Here is a 19,003-nt window from a genome sequence, read left to right on the forward strand (position 1 = left end):
TTGAGGCTCGGCGCTCGGCTGAGGCTCGGCGCTCGGCGTCAGGCCTCGAACTTGTAGCCCAGCCCGCGCACCGTCACGATGTGCCGCGGGTTCGTCGGGTCGGGCTCGACCTTGGCACGCAGCCGCTTGACGTGGACGTCGAGCGTCTTGGTGTCGCCGACGTAGTCACTCCCCCAGACCCGGTCGATGAGCTGCATCCGGGTGAGGACGCGGCCGGTGTTGCGCAACAGCATCTCCAGCAGCTCGAACTCCTTGAGCGGCAGTTGGGTCGCGGCGCCGCCGACGGTGACGACGTGCCGTTCGACATCCATCCGCACCGGGCCGGCCTCGAGCGTGGTCGGCAGCAGTTCCTCGGGCTCACTGAGCCGGCGCAGCACCGCCTTGATGCGGGCGAGCAGCTCGCGCGACGAGTAGGGCTTCGTGACGTAGTCGTCCGCGCCGAGCTCGAGCCCGACGACCTTGTCGATCTCGGAGTCCTTGGCGGTGAGCATGATGACCGGCACGTTCGACTTCTGGCGCAGGGCGCGACAGACGTCGACGCCGGAGAGGCCCGGCAGCATGAGGTCGAGGAGGACGAGGTCCGCACCAGCACTGTCGAACTCGGCGAGCGCGTCGTTGCCGTTGTCGGCGACGCTCACCTCGTAGCCCTCCTTGCGGAGCAGGTACGACAGGGGGTCCGAGAAGGACACTTCGTCCTCGACGACGAGAATGCGGGTCATCCGTGCTGTTCTCCTTGTGCTGTGCCGACAGTGTGCCGGTCACTCTGCCGCTCCTGCGGTCGGTCGTCCGGATCGGCGGCATCCTGCCGGTCGGAGTCTGCCGCACCCCGGTCGGATGCCGCAGGAAGTCTCATCGTGAACGTCGATCCGTGACCCTCCTCACTCCACACCGACACGTCGCCGCCGTGGGTGGCGCAGACGTGCTTGACGATGGCGAGGCCGAGCCCGGTGCCTCCGGTGGCTCGCGAGCGGGCGGCATCGACGCGGTAGAACCGCTCGAAGATCCGGCTCTGCTCCGGCACCGGGATTCCCTGGCCCTGGTCGGAGACGGTGATCTCGACGGTGTCTCCGACCCGGCGGGCGGCGACGGCCACGCGCGTGCCCGCCTCGGAGTAGTTGACCGCGTTGCTCACGAGGTTCGCCACCGCCGTGACGAGGAGCTCGGCGTCCCCGAAGACGCTGGCGCGCGGGTCCGCCGACGTCTCGAGCGAGATGTCGCGCGCTCCCGCGGCGACGCCGACCCGGTCGACGGCCTCGGCGATGACGCCGGGGATCTCGACGAGCTCCGGCTCGTGCAGGGTGTCCGCGACTTGGAGGCGGGACAGGTCGACGATCTCCTTGACGAGGCGCGTGAGCCGGGTCGACTCGACCTGGATCCGGCCGGCGAACCGGGACACCGCCTCCGGGTCGTCACGCGCGTCGAGCACCGCCTCGGCGAGCAGGGCGATGCCGCCGACCGGTGTCTTGAGCTCGTGGGAGACGTTGGCGACGAAGTCGCGGCGCACCTCCTCGACGCGCCGGGCGGCGGTGTGGTCCTCGGCGAGGACGAGGATGTGACGGGCACCGAGCGGCGCGACCCGGGCCTTCATGAGCGTGTTCGTCGTCGTGCCGAAGCCACGCGAGAGCTCGAGGTCGACCTCGCGGATCTCACCGTCACGGCGCACCTGCCGGGCGAGCTGGCGCAGTTCGGTGTGCACGAGCTCGCCGTGCCGCACCAGCCCGTAGCTCACCGCGGACGCCGAGTTGTTGACGACGGCGTCGCTCGGGTCGAGGACGATCGCGATGGACTTCAGGACCGCCAGGACGTCCCCGACACCGGCAGGCAGTGCCGGAGGTTCTGGCGACGGAGGCACCGTCCGGAAGGTGCGTTCGCTCAGCCGACTCGCGGCGACGGCGACGGCGCCGATGACCAGCCCCAGGCCGCCGCCCACGATCATGGCGAGCGTCGAGTCCACCGTGTCAGCGTAGTGGGCGGGTGAGTGAACCCAGACCCACCTGCGGGTGATCAGTGGGGTGACAGCGCAAGATGTTCACCTTTGCGGTGGCGGGAATTCACCACCTCGTGCCACGCTGCCCGCGTCCGTCGCCGTGACGGGCGGTGAGTGGCGCGCCCGCGCGCCACCCGGCATACCGGACCGCGTCCGTGGGTACCGTCCCAGGGACGGACCGCCCGGAGACGACTTTCCTCACACAAGGGAGCACCCCCAACATGCGCCAGGCATTCCAGCAGGAGCTGGACCGCGTCACCGAGGGACTGGTCGAGATGACCCGGCTCGCCAGCTCGGCGATGTCGCGCGCGACGACCGCCCTCCTCGACGCCGACGTCCAGCTGGCCGAGTCGGTCATCGGGGCCGACGCCGAGATCGACGCGCTGCGCGAGAAGCTCGACCTCGCGTCTTTCGACCTGCTCGCGCTGCAGCAGCCGGTCGCGACCGACCTGCGCATGGTCGTCACGTCGATGCGCATGAGCGCCGACATCGAGCGGATGGGTGACCTCGCCCGACACGTCGCCAAGGTGGCCCGGCTGCGCTACCCCAACAGCGCGGTTCCGGCCGAGCTGCGCTCCGTCGTCCTCGAGATGGGCCAGGTCGCCGAGCGCATCGTCACCAAGGCCGGGTCGGTCATCGCCGCCCGCGACGTCGAGGCCGCGAAGCAGATCGAGCGCGACGACGACGCCATGGACGCGCTGCACCGCCGCCTCTTCGAGGTCCTCTCCGCCGACACGTGGGACCAGCCGACCGAGACGACGGTCGACCTCACCCTCGTCGGCCGCTACTACGAGCGGTTCGCCGACCACGCCGTGTCGGTCGCGCGCCGCGTCATCTACCTCGTCACCGGCGATGTCGACGCCCGGTCGGAGTCGAGCCACGAGGACGACGAGGACGAGGAGACCTTCCCCGAGGAGCAGCGCGGGTCCTGAGCCGAGGGCTTCGCACGAGGTGAGAGATCCCGTATGCCGCGCGCGCGGCATACGGGATCTCTCGCGTTCTCGTGGGGTCGCCGATGGTCACCGGCGGCGCAGAAGCTGGCCATGGGCGCACGTGTGGCTGCGCCGCCCACCACGATGTGCGCCGTTCGCGCCACCGGCGCAGAAAGTTCTGCGGGTGAGGCCCCTTCGAGGTCACGGAGTGACCGGCGTCAGCGGCCTTGGTTCGCGACGGCGGCGGCGGCCGCGGCGGCGGCGTCCGGGTCGAGGTACTCCGCCGGCTTCGTCGGCATGAAGTCGTCGCCGAGCTCGTAGACGAGGGGTTGCCCGGTCGGGATGTTCAGCCCGGCGATGTCCTCGTCGGAGATGCCGTCGAGGTGCTTGACGAGGGCGCGCAGCGAGTTGCCGTGCGCCGTGACGAGGACGGTTTCTCCGGCGCGCAGGTCGTCCTGGATCGGCCCCTCCCAGTAGGGCATGAGCCGGGCGATGACGTCCTTGAGGCACTCGGTGCGCGGCACGTCGATGCCGGCGTAGCGCGGGTCGTCGCTCTGGTCGAACTCCGAGCCGAGCTCGATCTCCGGCGGCGGGGTGTCGAACGAGCGACGCCACAGCATGAACTGCTCGTCGCCGTACTTCTCCCGCGTCGCTGCCTTGTCCAGCCCCTGCAGCGCGCCGTAGTGCCGCTCGTTGAGCCGCCAGTCGCGGCGCACCGGGATCCAGTGCCGGTCGGCGGTGTCGAGCGCGATGTTGGCGGTGTTGATGGCCCGGCGCAACAGGGACGTGTGCACGACGGTGGGCAGGATTCCCTTGTCCTTCAACAGCTTCCCGCCGGTGACGGCTTCGGCACGACCCTGGTCGTTGAGGTCGACGTCGACCCAGCCGGTGAAGAGGTTCTTCGCGTTCCAGTCGGAGTGGCCGTGACGCAGGAGGATGAGGGTGCTCGCCATGGCGCCCACCCTAGCGAGGCGCCTCGGGGCCGGGGTCACCGTCTCGCTGGAGGATCGAGCGGAACGCCTCGAGGTTGCGCAGGGACTCGCCGCGCGACACCCGCCACGCCCATTCCTTGTGCATCGAGGTGAGGAACCCGATGACGAGCAGCTCGTTGAACGGCGCGTCGGCGGCCTCGAGGACGACGCCGAGGATCTGGTCGAGCTGCGCCTCGTCGACGCCGGCCGCAGGCACGCGGCCGGTGACGTACACGTCTCCGCTGCCGTCGACGGCATACGCGAGACCCGGGAGCCGGAGGTTGCGGCGCAGCAGGTGGCGGTAGAACTCCTCGTGGTTCTCGTCGGGGTTGCGGATGACGAACGCCGACACCGAGAGGTCGTCGCCGGCGACGAGGGAGACGACGGTGCGCAGCTTCTTCTCCCCCGGGAGGGTGACGACGAACTCGCCGTCGCGCGCCCCCGCCTCCCACTCGAGCTCGTTGTCGGCGAGGAAGGCCTCGATCGTGCGGGCCAGGTCCGTCGTGGCGACGGGTTCGGGGGTCATGGGATCACCGCCGTGGGTATGCCGGTCAGTGCACCGGACTCGTTGATGCTCGCCTTGCGTGGGGTGGCGAGCGCGGACTCGTACACTCCGACGAGCCGTCGTGCGGTCGAGTCCCAGCCGAACCCTCGGGATCGGCGAACCGCCTTCGCGGAGAGGGACGCTCGACGCGTGGGATCGTCGATGACCGACTCGATGGCGTCGGCCCAGTCATGGACGTCGTGACCGTCGACGAGGACTCCGGCATCACCGACAGCGGTGGGCAGGCCGCCGACGTTCGTGGCGACGACGACCGCACCACTGGCCTGGGCCTCGACGGCGACGAGCCCGAAGGACTCGTTGTGAGAAGGCACCGTGACGACGTCCGCGGCGCGCATCCACGTCGCGAGGGTCTCGCGGTCGGTGGGCGGCACGAACCGGACGATGTCGGCGATGCCCTCCTCCTCGGCGAGCCGGTCCAGACCCATCGGTGCACGGACGGCGATGCCGCTGGCTCCACCGAGGATGCCCACGACGAGCCGGTCCCGCAGGGAAGGGTTCCGGCGCACGAGCATCGCGGCTGCCCTGATGAGGACGTCCGGCGCCTTGAGGGGCTGGATCCGCCCGACGAAGAGCAGGACGACCGCGTCCTCGGGCACGCCGAGTGAGGCACGCGCGACGGTCCGGTCTCCCGGATGGAACACGTCGAGGTCGACACCGGGCAGGACCACGTCGACGCGCGCCGGGTCCGCGTCATACAGCTCCACGAGCTCGCGAGCCTCGCCGTCCGTGTTGGCGACGAGCCGGTCAGCGGCCTCGACGACCTGGGCCTCGCCGATCTCGCGCCCCATGGGCTCCTCGGCGTCACCCGCAGCGCGGTGGAGGTTCTTGACCCGGGCCATCGTGTGCATCGTGTGCACGAGCGGCACGTCCCAGCGGTCGGCCGCGAGCCAGCCCACCTGGCCGGAGAGCCAGTAGTGCGAGTGCACGAGGTCGTAGTGGCCTTCGGGAGCGTGGGCGGCGACGCGCATCATGCCCGCGGCGAACGCGCACAGCTGGCCGGGCAGGTCCTCCTTGCCCAGCCCCTCGTAGGGCCCGGCGGCGATGTGCCGGACGACGAGGCCGGGTTCGACCTCGACGACGGGCGCCTCCGCGGCGGTCGTGCGGCGGGTGAAGATGTCGACGTCGATGCCGGCACGCGCCAGTCGGCGAGCGGTCTCGAGGACGTAGACGTTCATGCCACCGGCATCGCCGGTGCCGGGCTGCGCCAGGGGTGAGGTGTGCACGGACACCATCGCGACCCGGAGGAGGCCCCCCGTCTCGACGCTCGTCATTTCGCCAGTCTGTCACGCACCCGTCAGCCCGGCCGCGGCACACCCGTGAGGGTCAGGGTCGCCCGGCTCGACCAGACATGCACGTCGAGGCGACCGTCGGGGCGCAGGTCGACACCGCGGGTGCTCAGCCCCGGCCCGACCCCCACGACCGTTCCCCGCGCAGAGGTCAGCGCCCGTTGCTCGCCCTCACGGGGTTCGAGCCACCACCCGCGGTTGCGGAGCGCGCGCTCGGGCAGCGCCGGCACGAGACCCGTCGTCGCGGGCATGTAGTCGAGATGCACCACGACGGCGTCGGCGCCCTCGACGTCGGCCTGCACGTAGACGCCGGCACTGGTGAGGAGGAAGAGCAGTCGCAGGGTCATGCTGCGCGGGGCACCGTCCACCGTGCCGTAGACGACGCCGTCGTAGGTCGCGCGGCCCGGCTGGATGCGGACGTCGTCGATGCGGACGTGGTCGAGTGTGGCGTCGACGTCCTCGGCCGGGTGCCCGTCCCGCTCCCCCAGGGTGCCGAGGACAGCGCTCACCGGGGAGCCGCGGGTGATCGTGTCCACGAGCGGTCCGGAGTCGGCCGAGACCCTGAACCCCGACTGGTACGCCGCCACCGTGTAGCCGCGGCCCAGCGTGACGATGCCGCGGGCGTCCGTCGCGACGGTGAGCAGCCCGGGATCGACGCGGTCGAGACCGATGTCGGTGCGCAGCAGGACCGGCACCTTCTCGGCGACGCCGAGGAGCAGGGCCGCGGTGACCGAGACGACGAGGGCGACCATGCTCAGACTCGTGCCCTGACGCTGAGCACCGAATCCCCGCCATCGCACTCGCTCAGCCTAGGCGCTGACAGCGTGCCGCTCGGGTCGCCGTCGCCTCGTGGGTGGACGAGGTCAGGCGATGCGGTCGAGGTCGGCGGCGAGGACCTCGTGGTGCAACGCCTCACCGGCGGCACACCGCGCCACCTCCGCAGCCGCGACCTGCCCGAGCCGGTGGCTCTCGCGCCCCAGGGAACCCGCGAGGTGCGGGGTGAGCACGACGTTGGGCAGCGTGAAGAAGGGGTGGCCCACGGGCAGCGGCTCCGGGTCGGTGACGTCGAGCCAGGCGTCGAGCCGTCCGCTGACGACGTGCGGGAGCAGCGCCTCCGTGTCGACGAGGCTGCCCCGTGCGGTGTTGACGAGGACGGCACCGTCGGGCATGGCGGCGAGACCGTCGGCGTCGATGAGGTGCCGGGTCGACGGCAGCTCGGGTGCGTGGACGGTGACGACGTGGCTGCGCCCGAGCAGGTCCGGCAGGGTGACGAGCTCGGCGCCGAGAGCGGCGGCATCGTCCGCCGTGAGGAACGGGTCGGCGACGAGGACGCGGACGTCGAGGGCACGCAACCGCTCGAGCACGAGCCGACCGATGCGGGAGGCTCCGACGACGCCGATGGTGAGGCCGTGGTTGCCCACCCAGAGGCCGTCACCGATGTCGGGGCGCAGCTCGCCGGTCTCGCGGTATGCCGCGACGTACCTGGCCGTGCGCTTGCCGGCGAGGATGACGGTCGCCAGGGTGAACTCCGCGACCGGGACGGCGTTGGCGTCGGCGGCGTTGCTCACCCGCACGCCGGCTCGCCACACGTCGGGAGCGAGGTAGGGGCGCAGTGTCCCCGCGGCATGCGCGACGAGGCGCAGGCCGTCGAAGCGCGCGAGGACGGCCGCGTCGACGAAGGGGCTGCCCCACCCGGTGACGATGGCCTCGGCCGAGGCGAGCCGGTTCCACGGCGCGGTGGCGAAGTCTGTGACGAGGAGCGGTGCGCCGTCGTCGTCCCGGAGGAGCTCGGTGTTGTCGGCGAGCGTCGTCAGCGCCCGCTCGTCGAGCACCGAGTCGGCGGTCGGTCGGGGCATGACGATGGCGGTCCGCACGTGAGCGAACATAGTGGGCGCAGCACTACGGCACGTGGACTCCGACGAAAGGCCCTCCATGACGCGCGCAGGCGCCGACGCCCTGCGGCTTGGGCTGTGTTCGGTGACCTTCCGCGCCCTGACATCGGCCTCGGTGGCTCGGGCCGCGCGCGCGGCCGGGCTGGCCGCCGTCGAGTGGGGCGCCGACCACCATGCCCCGGCGTCCGACCTCGACGCGGTGCGTGCCACCCGCAAGGTGAGCGAGGACGCCGGACTCGCGGTCGCGTCATACGGCTCGTACTGGCGCGCAGGGGTCGATGACCTGACGGCTGCCGAAGCCGTGGTGCACGCGGCGCGTGAGCTGGGTGCACCTCGCGTCCGGGTGTGGGCCGGGGCGTCGGGCACCGACGACACCGACGGTGCGACCCGCGCTCGCGTCGTCGACGGACTGCGCGAGTTCGCCGAGCTCGCGGCCGCTCACTCGGTCGTCGTCGGCACCGAGTTCCACGGCAACACCCTGACCGACAGCGCGGATGCGACCCTGCGCCTCCTCGACGACGTCGGCCACCCGAACCTGCAGACCTACTGGCAGCCGCGACCCGGCGACCCCGACGACGTCGCGGTCGCCGGGCTGGGCCGCCTGCTCGACGAGGCGTCCGTATGCGGCGTGCACGCCTTCTCGTGGTGGCCCACCACCGAGCGACTGCCCTTGGACGCACGGGCGACGTTGTGGCAGAACGTCATTGGCGTGCTCGGAGATCGTGACTGGAGCGGCGACGTGCTCCTCGAGTTTGTGCCCGACGACGACCCGGCGCAGCTCGTCGCGTCCGCGGACTCCTGGCGTACGTGGGCCGGAGGGGCGCGTTGCGAACCCGCCCATCGAGTGAGACCGGGGCGGCTGGGGCGCAGGGGCTGAACGGTGGCGACGAGCAGGCCCGTGGGGGTGATCACCCGCGGCACGACCAACCCGAACCGGTTGCGCCGGGGCGACCGCTGGCTCGCGGGACCGCAGGCGTGGCGACTTCGGCGGGCGCCCGAGCCGCCCGTCGTCGTGGACCTCGGCTACGGCGCCTCCCCCGTCACGGCCGTCGAGCTGCACGACCGGCTGAGCCGGGTCCGTCCCGACGTCGAGGTCGTGGGCATCGAGATCGACCCCGAGCGCGTCGCGGCCGCGCAGCGGCTGGAGCGGCCCGGGCTGGGCTTCCGGCGCGGCGGGTTCGAGGTCCCGCTCGACGGACGCGACGCGACGGTGATCCGGGCCTTCAACGTCCTGCGCCAGTACGACGAGGCGGAGGTCGACGGCGCGTGGGACCGGCTGCGGTCACGGCTCGCCCCCGACGGGCTACTCGTGGACGGCACGTGCGACGAGCTCGGCCGCCTCGCCGCCTGGGTCGCCGTCACCCGCGATGGACCGCAGAGCCTGACCTTCTCGTGGCACCTGCGCGGTCTCGACCGTCCGTCCGTCGTCGCCGAGCGACTGCCCAAGGCGCTCATCCATCGCAACGTCCCCGGCGAGCCGGTCCACGCCTTCCTCGCCGACCTCGACCGGCACTGGGAACGACAGGCCGCGCACGCGGCATACGGTGTGCGACAACGGTTCCGGGCGACGGCACAGGCGATGCGCGGCGCTGGGTGGCCGCTCGTCGACGGCCCGGCACGGTGGCGGCTCGGCGAGCTCACCGTCGCGTGGTCAGCGGTGCGGCCTCACCAGGGGCCGTAGGGACCCTGGTGCAGGTTGTTGCCACGACCGCGACCCTGCACGGAGTCGACCGCGGGTCGCACGTCGGCGAGGTACACCCCGGCCGCGGCCACGCCGATGATGCCGAGGAAGAGCAGGGCACCGCCGAGGGCGACGAAGCCGAGCAGGCAGGCGACGCCCGTGACGCCGAGCCAGAAGTTCTTCGTGCGCTTGCTCGCCGCGACGAACGCGTCGGGGCGGGTCCGCAGCGCGTGGATGAACGCGAACACTTCGATGGCGAGGGCCGCCAGCGTGAGCGCGAGCAGCACCCACGACTGGACCTGACCGAGAGCGAACATGGCGTCAGCCTACGGGAGGGCTACGGCGTGGCTGTGTCGATGACGATCGTCACCGGCCCGTCGGCGACGGACTCGATCGTCATGTGCGCACCGAAGCTGCCCGTCGCCACCGTGAGGCCGCGGTCGCGCAGCGCCGAGACGACCTGTGCGACAACGGGTTCGGCGACATCACCGGGTGCCGCGGCGCTCCACGACGGGCGCCGGCCCTTGCGGGTGTCGGCGAGCAGGGTGAACTGGCTGACGACGAGCACCGGTGCACCGGCATCGGTGACCGACCGCTCCCCCTCGAGGAGGCGCAGGTCTGCGATCTTGCGGGCGACGAGGTCGACCTCGGCCGGTCCGTCGTCGTGACCCACGCCGACGAGGACGAAGAGCCCGGGCTCGTCGATCGCTCCGACCGTCTCGCCGTCGACGACGACGGCAGCCCGCTGCACCCGCTGGATGACCGCCCTCACGGTGCTCCTCTCCCTGGCGTGCTCGCGATGGCTCAGATGCCCACGGCGACCACGGAGCCGACCGGCTGGCCGTGCCCGAGGATCGGCGCGTCCTCGAGGGCCCCGAGCGCGCCGGTCTCGACGCCGAGGCGACGCAGCACCGCGGCGAGGATGACCGTGCGCGCCCGCTGCCCGCCGTCAGCGACCTTGAGGGCGATGCCGCGGCCGTCCGCGAGACCCACGGCATACACCGCCTCGGCACCGTCCTTGGCAATGGCTCCGGAGGTGCCCCGGATGAACGCCGTGACGTCGCGGCGGGTGCCGCCGAGGAACTCTGGGTGCGCCCGGATCGCGTCGGCGACCCTCGCCTCATCCGTGCCCGAATCCGCGCTCGCGAGCCGGCCGAAGGCGCGCGCCAGCCCGGCGAGCGACACGGCCATGACCGGGGCGCCGCAGCCGTCGACGGCGGTGGCCGCGACCGGCTCGCCCGCGAGCTCGGCCAGGGTGTCGGCGCAGGCCTGCTGGAGTGGGTGGTCGAGCTCGCGGTACGTCGCGAGGTCCCAGCCGTTCGCGACGCACGTCGCGAGCATGCCGGCGTGCTTGCCGGAGCAGTTCTGGGCGATCGACTCCTTGTCGCGTCCGTCGCGCACCCAGGCGAGGCGGGCCACCTCGTCGTAGGGGAAGTCGGGGGTGTTCTGGAGGTCGCCGACAGCCAAGCCCGCACCGGCGAGGATCTCGACGACCGCCTCGAGGTGGAACGGCTCGCCCGAGTGGCTCGCGCAGACGAGCGCGAGGTGGTGGGGCGCGACGTCGAGCCCGGCCCGGACCATCGCGAGCGCCTGGATCGGCTTGTTCGACGAACGCGGGAAGACCGGGTCGGTGGCGTCGCCGAGGACGAGCTCGACGGAGCCGTCGGGAGCCGTGACGACGACGCTGCCCCGGTGCACTGACTCGACGAAGCCACCCCGGACGGCCTGTGCGAGGACGGGCGCCTCACCGAGCACGGCGGGCGTCGGCAGCGTCGGACCTGCGTGGGCCGAGGTGGCGGCTGGCCCGGCGGCGGGGTGACCGGAAGGTGCGGCGGACTGCGGAAGGGGCGCGGACGGCATACGGACCAGTATCGACACCGCCTCCACCTCAGCAGTATCGGGTCGCCCGACAACGCACCGCTCCACCCGAGAAGGCTTCTCGGGTGGAGCGGGACGTCGTACCTGATGTGGCCGTATGCCGGTCAGTCGCCGACCTTGGCGGCGGCCTTCTTCGTGGCCTTGGTCGAGCCGGCGGCGGTCTTGCGCGCGCTCGTCGTCGTGGCCTTGGCCGACGTCGTCGTGCGCTTGGCGCCCTTGGTCGCGGTGGTGCGGGTGCGCTTGGCGGCGGTGCGGGTGCGCTTGGTCGCGGCCTTGACCTCGGTCGTCGCGATCTGGGCCGTGTCCTGCGCGGACTCGACGACACCCTCGGTGACGGTCTCGACGACGCGGGCGGCCTCGTTGCGGCCGGTGGTGAAGGTCGCGAGCGCCGAGGTGCGGACGTCCTTGGCGGCCTTGCGGGCCGTGGTGACGGCGCCCTTGCCGAGGGCGAGGGTGGTCTCGGCCTGCTCGACGAGGTCCTGGGTGGCCTTCTGGTTGCGGATGCGGGTGACGAGCTTCTCGCCGCGGGCGGCGAGACCCTCGTAGGACTTGGCGACGTCCTCGTAGCCCTGGACGACCTGGCCGAGGGCCTTGGTCGGGAGCGCCTTGGCGTCGTCGATCGCGACCTGCGCGCGGTTCTGGACCGCGGCGGGCTTGAGCTCGGCGCGCAGGTCGGAGCGGACCTTGAGCGCACGGGCGCGGGCCTCACGGGCGCGCTCGACGGCGAGGTCGGTGGCGCCGACGACGGCGAGGAACGGGGTGGTGCCCTGGTTCTTGGTGCTGGTCTGGGTCTTGGTGGCCATGCTCACTCCTGGAGTGTGGGTGGGGTGGTGCGGTCGCGGTGAGCCCTGCGCTCAGCGCGTGGTCTCGTCGCCGACGAAGGACTCGTAGACGTCGATGAGGGTCGCCTTCTGGCGGTCGGTGAGAGCGGGGTCGGCGGCAATGGCGGCCCGCACGCTCGGGGCGGTCGTCTCGGCGGCAGGGGGCTCGTCGAGGATTCCGGCCTTGACGTAGAGCGTCTCGGCCGACACCTCCAGGCCCTTGGCGAGCTGTTGCAGGACCGAGGCGCTGGGGCGCTTCAGTCCTCGCTCGATCTGCGAGAGATAGGGGTTGGAGATGCCCGCGAGCTCGGACAGCTGACGCAGCGACAGCCGGTGCGACAGACGCTGCTCGCGCAGGTAGTCGCCCAGTCCGGCGAGGTCGTTCAGCGGGTTCCGGCTCACTCCTCCAGTGTGCTTGCTGTAGTTAGCACTTTGCAAACTGACGCAAGCGTGATGGTGAACACAGGCGGTCGGGTGCGCTTCCGGCATACGGTCTCACGTATGCCGTCCGCTTGGGCTTGCCCTAATCTTGCGTTATGCCTGTGCGTGGCGTCCTGAGCTTCCCCAACCCGGTCAACGAGAAGGCCGCGCGCTCCGTCGCGGCCGGCGTCGTGCTGCTCGGTGTCGTCACCCTGGCGACGCAGTGGTGGTGGCTCGCGGCGGTCATGGCGGTCGGGTTCGCGCTGCGGGTCGCGGCCGGGCCCCGGTTCTCACCGCTGGGGCGGCTCGCGGTCCACGTCGTCGCGCCCCGGCTCGGTGCGCCGCGGATGGTGCCGGGGCCGCCGAAGCGCTTCGCCCAGACGGTCGGGCTTGTGACGAGCGCGGCGGCCGCGGTGGCGGCACTGGGGTTCGGGGCGACGACGGTCGCGAGCGTCCTGCTCGGGGTGCTCGTCGTCTTCGCGACGCTCGAGGCGGCGGTCGGGTTCTGCGCCGGGTGCTGGGCGTTCGGTCACCTCATGCGGCTCGGCGTCATCCCCGAGGAGACCTGCGCCGCCTGCGCTGACCTCAGCCTCCGCCCGCGTCAGCACAACCTCGTCTGACGCCCCGACTTATTGCCGATTCCGTTCGCTCACCCGCCGACTCCTTGCCTGAGTCGTCCCCCGGCGCGTGAGTCGTCACTCCATGCCTGAGTCGTCCCCCGGCGCGTGAGTCGTCCCTCCATATGGGGACAACTCACCCAGAAGAGTGCGTCTCGAACCACCGACCCGCGAGCTCAGCGGGGCTTGATGCCGAGGAGCTCGCGGGCGTCGGACGTCGACATCGGCGGGCGCTGCATCGTCGTCGCGATCTCCGCCGCCCGGGCGACGAGCTCGCTGTTGTGCTCCACCTGCCGCCCGCGGGCGAAGACGACGTTGTCCTCCATGCCGACCCGCAGGTGCCCGCCCGCCGACAGGGCGGCCGCCACGATCGGCAGGTGACTGCGCCCGATGCCAGTCGCCGACCACGACGTCACCTGCGGCGGGAGCATCGCCACACCCGCCATGAGTGCCGCGGTCGTTCCGGGCATCCCGCCGGGCACACCGGTGACGAAGTCGACGTGCACCTTGCCGCCGAAGGGCAGCCCGTGCCGGTCGATGAGCCGGGCCAGCGCCGCGACGTGCCCGAGGTCGAACAGCTCGAACTCCGGCACGACCTCGCGCTCCTGCGCCTGGACGTAGAGGTCGGACATGAACCCCCACGGGTTCATGAAGACGTCGTCGCCGAAGTTCGTCGTGCCGCACGTGAGCGAGCACGAGTCCGGCTCGGCGTCGAGGACGGTGAGCCGCTGCTCGAGCGGGTCGTGCACCGAACCACCCGTGGACAGCTGCACGATGAGGTCGGTCTCGGAGCGGATCGCCTGGACCGCGTCGCGCAGACGCGCTGGGTCGAGGGTCGGCCGGTGCTCCCCGTCGCGGATGTGCAGGTGGATCATGGCCGCGCCCGCCGCCTCGCACGTGCGCGCCGTCTCGACGAGCTCCTCGAGCGTGGTCGGCAGCTGCGGCACGTCGGCCTTGTCGAGCTCGGCCCCGGTGGGCGCGACGGTGATGAGCGTCGTGGACGCGGCAGGGATGGCCATGTCGGTCAGTGTGTCAGGACGAACCCCGATCGAGCGAGCCGCTCCGCGAAGATCCTCCGGCGATCAGGGGGTGACGATGACGGTTTGTGCGCCAGCCACGCCCTCGGCCACAAGATCAGCGCCGACCGGGGTGTTCCGCTTGACGACGGCGAGCGCGATCGGCCCGTCCTCGTGGTGGCGCGCGACCGACGTGAGCCGCCCGACCTCGCGCCCGTCGAGGGTCAGCGGCGTCCCGGCCGCCGGCAGGACGTGCCCGGACCCGTCGAGGTGGAGGAAGACGACCCGTCGCGGCGGTCGCCCGAGGTTGTGCACCCGCGCGATCGTCTCCTGCCCGCGATAACAACCCTTGTGCAGGTGCACCGCCGTCCGTAGCCAGTCGACCTCATGGGCGATCGTCCGGTGGTCGGTCTCGAACCCGAGCCGCGGCCGCCATGCCGCAACCCGCAGGGCCTCGGCCGCCCAGACGCCGGCCAAGGGCCGGTCGCCCACCGCCTCCTCCAGCGACGCGCGGGGCACGATTACCTCGCGCCAGCGCCGCGCCTCACCCGGGTGGTCGCTCTCCGGGCCGTATGCCGCGGTGTCACCCACCAGCGCCGGCCACGGGTCCACCCACGTCGGCGGCTCCCCCTCCGCACCGAGAGACGAAATCGGTTCTCCGAGAACGGCATACGCGTCGGTCACGTCAGCAACCTCGACGCGCAGCATGAAGCGCATCGAGTCGAGCCAAGCGACGAGCGCGGGCGCGGTGCCGGGCTCGACCGTGACCCACGCCGACTCGCCGTCGTCGACGAGGTGCAGTGCGTGCTCGACGTGGCCCTTCGGTGAGAGGACGAGTGTCTCGACCGAGGTGCGCGGCGCGAGCCCGGTGAGCTGTTGCGTCGTCATCGAGTGCAGCCAGGTGAGCCGGTCCGGACCGGACACGCGCACGACACCGCGGTGCGAGAGGTCGACGACGGCGAGGCCCTCCTCGAGGAGGCGCTGCTCGCGGACCGGGTCGCCGTAGTGCGCGGCGACCCCGGCGTCGGCGCCCTCCCCCTCGACGGCGCCCGGACGGGGGAGCAGCGGAGAGGGGGCCACGGTGACGGTCGTCGTGTCGGTCATGTCTCTTCCCTGGGACTCCTGCAGTCGCGGCACAGGCCGTGGATCGCGGCATGGGTGACGTCGGCCTCGAATCCGAGTGAACGGTCGAGCCGCTCGACGAATTCCTTCGCCACATCGGTCGGTGCCTCGCCCACGGAACCGCACTCACGGCATACGACATGGACGTGCGTGGCATGCGACGCGAGGTGGTAGCTCGGCACGCGATGGTCGACGTGCGTGTGGCTCACGAGCCCGAGATCCTGCAGCGCCTCGAGCGAGCGGTAGACCGTCGACAGCGCCATCGGCGCACCACCGCGCGCGGCGACCGTGTCGACGATCTGCTCCGGGGTGGCGTGGCCCAGCTCCTCGACCGCATCGAGCACGAGCTGGCGCTGCGGCGTCAGCCGTCGTCCGGCGGCCCGCAGTCGCGCGCCGAGATCACTCACGCCACCAATGTATGCCGGTGACCGCCGCAGGCGTATGCCGGTCACGACGACGGGGGTATGCCGGCCGCGCACCTTGCGCGTATGCCGGCCGCGCGCCTCGCGTCGTCGAAGCTGGCCGGGCGCCACAGCGCCCGCACCTACACTGGCGGCGTGCTGGACGAGTTCACACCCGAGGAGAGCCGCGCCTCCCGGCGCGAGGAGCGCCGACCCCGGCGGGGCCGGCGGCTGCTCATCGCGCTCGCGTCGCTCCTCGCCCTCGCTCTCGTCGGCGTCGGCGGGTTCGCGGTGTTCCTCAACCAGAAGGTGTCGGGCAACATCACGCGGGAGAAGCTGCTGCCCTCCGCGGCCCCGACGGAGATCAACGGCACGCCGGTGCCCCAGACGGGGGTCGGCCAGAACTACCTCGTCATTGGGTCCGACGCCCGTCCGGGCGAGTCCGCGAGCCGCGCCGACGTCATCGTGCTCGTCCACGTGCCCGCGGACAAGAAGGCCGTGCAGCTCATCCACTTCCCCCGCGACCTCTACGTCGACATCCCGGGGCGGAGCAAGGACAAGATCAACGCCTCCTACGCCTATGGCGGTGCGCCGCTGCTGGTCAGCACGATGCAGAACCTCCTCGGCATCAAGATCGACCACGTCGCGAAGACCGACTTCGAGGGCTTCAAGAACATGACCGACGCGGTCGGGGGTGTCCGCGTCTACGCCGAGGAGGCGAGCAGCGGCGGCGGCAACGGCGGGCCCTACGAGATCAAGCAGGGCTGGAACGACCTCAACGGCGACCAGGCGCTCGCCTTCGTCCGCGAACGCTACGAGCTGTCCGAGGGCGACATCTCCCGAGGCAAGCGCCAGCAGGCGTTCATCAAGGCCCTCATGCTCAAGACGCTGAGCCCGGAGGTCATCGCCAACCCCATCACGCTGACGAAGTTCCTCGACGCGGCGACCGACAACCTCGTCGTCGACGAGAAGCTCACCGTCGGGCTCATGCGCAGCGAGGCGTTCTCGATGCGCGGGCTGCGCAGCGACGACGTCGTCTTCATCACCGCGCCCTTCTCCGGCTACGGCACGGCGCCGAACGGCGGATCCATCGACATCGTCGACGAGAAGCAGATGGCCGAGCTCGGGACGCGGCTGCGCACCGACACCATGGACGACTACGCCGACGGCAGGGTCACGCCCTGACGTCGAGCCGTCGGCGGTGCGTCACGCGACGCGGACGTCGAGCCGGCGGAGGGGCGTCACACCGGCGCGCGGCGCCGCGCCAGCGTCACTCGACGCGCTTGAGCTCTGCGGAGACGTGCGAGGTGAGCGGCTCGCCCATGGCGGCCATGTCCATGACCCAGAGCAGGTTCGACTGGACGTAGCCGTACATGCGGTGCCCCGCGGTGTACTCCTTCGCGTGCGGGCTGCGCATGACGCCGTCGGTGCGCAGCTCGATCTTCGCGGGCTGCGCATGACCGGCATACATCTCGACGATGCCGCTCGGGTGGGCGAGGAGCAGCTCGACGTTGGTGCCGTCCGGCGTCTCCGGGACACCCCGCCAGAAGCCGGTCTCGGTGGCGAGCGGGCGAACCTTCTCGCCCTCCTCGTCGAGGAGCCACGTCTGGCTGCGCCACTCGAGGAACGGGCGCCCGTCGTGGGTGCAGGTGATCTCCTGGCCGAAGTTCACCGACTCCATGGTCGGGTAGCCGACGACGCCGGCGCCGGCCCAGGTCCCGACGAGCCACGCGAGCGGGGCGACGTCGGAGTGCAGGGAGGTGTCGAGATGGAAGGGCACGAATGGGATCGTAGTCGCAGCCGAAGGGAGCTTCCATGAGCACGGACACCACTGGCGCGCCCCGACGCGCCCACACGCTCGTCGTCAAGATCACCTGTGGCGAGGAGGCGCTCGAACGCCTCAACCAGGGGCTGACCGTCGCGTCGACCGCGCTCGCCGCCGGGGTCGAGGTCAGCGTCTGGCTCACCGGTGACGCGACGTGGATGGCCGTCGCCGGCCGGGCCGAGCAGCTCACCCTCCCCCACGGCGCGCCCCTGTCCGAGCTGCGCGACACCCTGCTCGACGGCGCGAGCGTCACCGTCTGCGGGCAGTGCGCCGCCCGGCGCGAGCTCGGCCCCGACGACCTGCTCGAGGGAGCGGCGATCCGGGGCGCGGCGGCGTTCGTCGAGGAGATCCTCGCGCCGGGCGTGCAGGCGATCGTCTACTGACGGCAGTCTGAAGAACGGGTCCGCTGACGAACGGCCGGCCGCCGAACGGGTCGGCCGGCGAACAGGTCAGCCGACGAAGAAGTTGGCGAGCACGAGCACTGGCACCGCGCCGATGAGCACCCCGGCCACGGCGGCCGTGACCTGGCCGCGCATCCCCCGGACGGGCGGCAGCGCGGCGAGGGCCCGCCGCATCACGTGCGCCAGCCCGGCGGCGACCATACCGATGACGCCGCCCGCGAGGAGCCCGACGTCATCGAGCAGCCGGCCGGTGACGCCGCCACCGACGAGACCCAGCAGCGCCGCCAGGGGGAACATCCAGGGCCGCACCTTGTCATACGGGGCGGAGAGGTCGGCCAGCGAGGAGAGGGCGACCGCCGCCGCCACGGCGAGCACGACGTGGGGGCCGCCGAACGTCCGGCCGAGCGGGACCCAGGCGGCGCCCATCGTCGCGATGGCGATGCCGGCGGCGCTCACGGCGATCGACTGCGTCAGCCGCGGCCGGCCGTCCCGCCGCAGCAGCTGGTGCAGGAACATCGCGAGCAGGGCGCCCGCGACGACGACCGGCAGGTGCCGCAGGAACGGCTGGTCCGGCGTGAGCGCGACGACGATCGGGGCGATGACACCGGCCACGCCGATGGCGATGGACGACCCGAACCGGCTCGACGACCCGAGCAGCCCCGGCCAGCCCCAGGCGAGGACGATGCCGCCCCACGCGACCGCGGCCGCACCCAGCGCGGGGTCCGCCGCGAACCCGAGAGCCAGCAGGCCGGCATACAGGATCGTCGCGAGGACGAGGGTGACGCGGCGCTCGGTGGCGATCGGCGGAAGGATCGGGTTGCGACGTCGCTCCTCGCGCGCCGCGCGCCGGGCGGCGCGCGAGTCGCTCACCGGCTGCGTCGCTTCCACGGCAGGCATCCTGCCATCACCCACGCCGTCAGCCCCCGGCGAACGGCGGGAGCAGCTCGACGACCGCGCCCTCGGCGACCTCGAGGTCCCGCGAGGACGCGCGCCCGTCGACGATGACCGAGCACACCGCGACGACCTCGGTCAGGTCCGGGTGCGCGGCGACCGCGGCGTCGAGGACGTCACCGACCAGCGGCCCCGTCTCGAGGGTCTCCTCGGCGACGCCGGCGGCCGCGCGGGCACCGGCCCAGTAGCGCACCGTCACCGGTCTCACAGCCCGGCGATTCGGGTCCGTCACGCTCG

At 72.0% G+C, this 19,003-nt stretch carries 24 protein-coding genes; 6 read left to right on the plus strand and 18 right to left on the minus strand.

Going from position 1 to position 19,003, the window contains the following annotated elements; all coding sequences use genetic code 11:
- Positions 1–38 precede the first annotated feature (38 nt).
- On the minus strand, positions 39–719 hold the full coding sequence (locus tag BCF74_RS09635; RefSeq protein WP_106297747.1) for a response regulator transcription factor: 681 nt from the start codon (positions 717–719) through the stop codon (positions 39–41).
- Positions 716–1,954 carry a sensor histidine kinase gene (locus BCF74_RS09640; RefSeq protein ID WP_245889287.1) on the minus strand — a complete coding sequence of 413 codons (1,239 nt, stop codon included), beginning with the start codon at positions 1,952–1,954 and terminating at the stop codon, positions 716–718. The genes BCF74_RS09635 and BCF74_RS09640 overlap by 4 nt, the downstream gene beginning before the upstream one ends.
- A gap of 254 nt (positions 1,955–2,208) precedes the next feature.
- Between BCF74_RS09640 and phoU the strand changes: the two genes are divergently transcribed.
- A complete protein-coding gene (phoU, locus tag BCF74_RS09645; RefSeq protein ID WP_106297748.1) occupies positions 2,209–2,919 on the plus strand; it encodes a phosphate signaling complex protein PhoU in 711 nt (236 codons plus the stop codon).
- A gap of 218 nt (positions 2,920–3,137) precedes the next feature.
- Here the strand turns inward: phoU and BCF74_RS09650 are convergent, their stop codons facing one another.
- From BCF74_RS09650 to BCF74_RS09670, 5 genes are all read right to left on the minus strand, one after another.
- Positions 3,138–3,872 (minus strand): phosphoglyceromutase, encoded by a 735-nt coding sequence (locus BCF74_RS09650; protein WP_106297800.1) that lies wholly within the window; start codon positions 3,870–3,872, stop codon positions 3,138–3,140.
- 10 nt (positions 3,873–3,882) lie between these two features.
- Positions 3,883–4,416: a YbjN domain-containing protein gene (locus BCF74_RS09655; RefSeq protein WP_106297749.1), complete on the minus strand. Its 534-nt coding sequence runs from the start codon at positions 4,414–4,416 to the stop codon at positions 3,883–3,885.
- Entirely contained in the window at positions 4,413–5,726 is a 1,314-nt protein-coding gene (mshA, locus tag BCF74_RS09660) for a D-inositol-3-phosphate glycosyltransferase (RefSeq protein WP_106297750.1), read from the minus strand. Before mshA ends, BCF74_RS09655 begins: the two co-directional genes overlap by 4 nt.
- 23 nt (positions 5,727–5,749) lie before the next feature.
- Positions 5,750–6,493, minus strand: coding sequence for a hypothetical protein (locus BCF74_RS09665; protein WP_106297751.1), 744 nt, complete (start codon positions 6,491–6,493; stop codon positions 5,750–5,752).
- A gap of 111 nt (positions 6,494–6,604) precedes the next feature.
- Positions 6,605–7,615 (minus strand): hydroxyacid dehydrogenase, encoded by a 1,011-nt coding sequence (locus BCF74_RS09670; protein WP_218279236.1) that lies wholly within the window; start codon positions 7,613–7,615, stop codon positions 6,605–6,607.
- A 58-nt stretch (positions 7,616–7,673) separates the two neighbouring features.
- Between BCF74_RS09670 and BCF74_RS09675 the strand changes: the two genes are divergently transcribed.
- Together BCF74_RS09675 and BCF74_RS09680 are read left to right on the plus strand one after the other, a co-directional pair.
- Complete coding sequence (locus BCF74_RS09675; RefSeq protein WP_106297753.1) at positions 7,674–8,510, plus strand: sugar phosphate isomerase/epimerase family protein; 837 nt, start codon at positions 7,674–7,676, stop codon at positions 8,508–8,510.
- Positions 8,511–8,537: 27 nt separating this feature from the next.
- Positions 8,538–9,314 (plus strand): class I SAM-dependent methyltransferase, encoded by a 777-nt coding sequence (locus BCF74_RS09680; RefSeq protein WP_245889295.1) that lies wholly within the window; start codon positions 8,538–8,540, stop codon positions 9,312–9,314.
- On the opposite strand, the gene BCF74_RS09685 is transcribed toward BCF74_RS09680, so the two are convergent.
- The 5 genes from BCF74_RS09685 to BCF74_RS09705 all read right to left on the minus strand — a co-directional run bounded on the left by BCF74_RS09685 (position 9,299) and on the right by BCF74_RS09705 (position 12,415).
- Positions 9,299–9,631 carry a DUF2516 family protein gene (locus BCF74_RS09685; protein WP_106297755.1) on the minus strand — a complete coding sequence of 111 codons (333 nt, stop codon included), beginning with the start codon at positions 9,629–9,631 and terminating at the stop codon, positions 9,299–9,301. The two genes, BCF74_RS09680 and BCF74_RS09685, sit on opposite strands and share 16 nt — an antisense overlap.
- 20 nt (positions 9,632–9,651) lie before the next feature.
- A complete protein-coding gene (gene dtd / locus BCF74_RS09690) occupies positions 9,652–10,086 on the minus strand; it encodes a D-aminoacyl-tRNA deacylase (RefSeq protein WP_106297756.1) in 435 nt (144 codons plus the stop codon).
- Positions 10,087–10,118: 32 nt separating this feature from the next.
- Positions 10,119–11,174 carry an asparaginase gene (locus BCF74_RS09695; protein ID WP_106297757.1) on the minus strand — a complete coding sequence of 352 codons (1,056 nt, stop codon included), beginning with the start codon at positions 11,172–11,174 and terminating at the stop codon, positions 10,119–10,121.
- 122 nt (positions 11,175–11,296) lie between these two features.
- Positions 11,297–11,995 (minus strand): hypothetical protein, encoded by a 699-nt coding sequence (locus BCF74_RS09700; protein ID WP_106297758.1) that lies wholly within the window; start codon positions 11,993–11,995, stop codon positions 11,297–11,299.
- A gap of 51 nt (positions 11,996–12,046) precedes the next feature.
- Positions 12,047–12,415, minus strand: a complete 369-nt coding sequence (locus BCF74_RS09705) for a helix-turn-helix domain-containing protein (RefSeq protein WP_245889288.1) — start codon at positions 12,413–12,415, stop codon at positions 12,047–12,049.
- Between the two features lie 134 nt (positions 12,416–12,549).
- Between BCF74_RS09705 and BCF74_RS09710 the strand changes: the two genes are divergently transcribed.
- Positions 12,550–13,053, plus strand: a complete 504-nt coding sequence (locus BCF74_RS09710) for a DUF4395 domain-containing protein (RefSeq protein WP_106297760.1) — start codon at positions 12,550–12,552, stop codon at positions 13,051–13,053.
- Positions 13,054–13,226: 173 nt separating this feature from the next.
- On the opposite strand, the gene BCF74_RS09715 is transcribed toward BCF74_RS09710, so the two are convergent.
- The 3 genes from BCF74_RS09715 to BCF74_RS09725 form a co-directional block, all read right to left on the minus strand.
- Entirely contained in the window at positions 13,227–14,069 is an 843-nt protein-coding gene (locus BCF74_RS09715; protein ID WP_106297761.1) for a beta-keto acid cleavage family enzyme, read from the minus strand.
- A gap of 63 nt (positions 14,070–14,132) precedes the next feature.
- Positions 14,133–15,170 (minus strand): CAF17-like 4Fe-4S cluster assembly/insertion protein YgfZ, encoded by a 1,038-nt coding sequence (gene ygfZ, locus BCF74_RS09720; protein WP_106297762.1) that lies wholly within the window; start codon positions 15,168–15,170, stop codon positions 14,133–14,135.
- Positions 15,167–15,721, minus strand: a complete 555-nt coding sequence (locus BCF74_RS09725; protein WP_245889289.1) for a Fur family transcriptional regulator — start codon at positions 15,719–15,721, stop codon at positions 15,167–15,169. The genes ygfZ and BCF74_RS09725 overlap by 4 nt, the downstream gene beginning before the upstream one ends.
- Positions 15,722–15,745: 24 nt before the next feature.
- On the opposite strand from BCF74_RS09725, the gene BCF74_RS09730 reads away from it, so the two are divergent.
- Positions 15,746–16,774, plus strand: coding sequence for an LCP family protein (locus BCF74_RS09730; RefSeq protein ID WP_106297802.1), 1,029 nt, complete (start codon positions 15,746–15,748; stop codon positions 16,772–16,774).
- Between the two features lie 85 nt (positions 16,775–16,859).
- On the opposite strand, the gene BCF74_RS09735 is transcribed toward BCF74_RS09730, so the two are convergent.
- Positions 16,860–17,369 (minus strand): heme-binding beta-barrel domain-containing protein, encoded by a 510-nt coding sequence (locus tag BCF74_RS09735; protein ID WP_106297763.1) that lies wholly within the window; start codon positions 17,367–17,369, stop codon positions 16,860–16,862.
- A gap of 35 nt (positions 17,370–17,404) precedes the next feature.
- Here BCF74_RS09735 and BCF74_RS09740 point away from each other — a divergent pair, with 35 nt between their 5' ends.
- Positions 17,405–17,797 carry a DsrE family protein gene (locus tag BCF74_RS09740; protein WP_106297764.1) on the plus strand — a complete coding sequence of 131 codons (393 nt, stop codon included), beginning with the start codon at positions 17,405–17,407 and terminating at the stop codon, positions 17,795–17,797.
- A gap of 66 nt (positions 17,798–17,863) precedes the next feature.
- Here the strand turns inward: BCF74_RS09740 and BCF74_RS09745 are convergent, their stop codons facing one another.
- Positions 17,864–18,703, minus strand: a complete 840-nt coding sequence (locus BCF74_RS09745) for a hypothetical protein (RefSeq protein ID WP_106297765.1) — start codon at positions 18,701–18,703, stop codon at positions 17,864–17,866.
- A 28-nt stretch (positions 18,704–18,731) separates the two neighbouring features.
- Positions 18,732–18,998: a MoaD/ThiS family protein gene (locus BCF74_RS09750; protein WP_245889290.1), complete on the minus strand. Its 267-nt coding sequence runs from the start codon at positions 18,996–18,998 to the stop codon at positions 18,732–18,734.
- Positions 18,999–19,003: the final 5 nt, after the last annotated feature.

The organism is Knoellia remsis (assembly GCF_003002895.1).
Taxonomy (GTDB): Bacteria; Actinomycetota; Actinomycetes; order Actinomycetales; family Dermatophilaceae; genus Knoellia; species Knoellia remsis.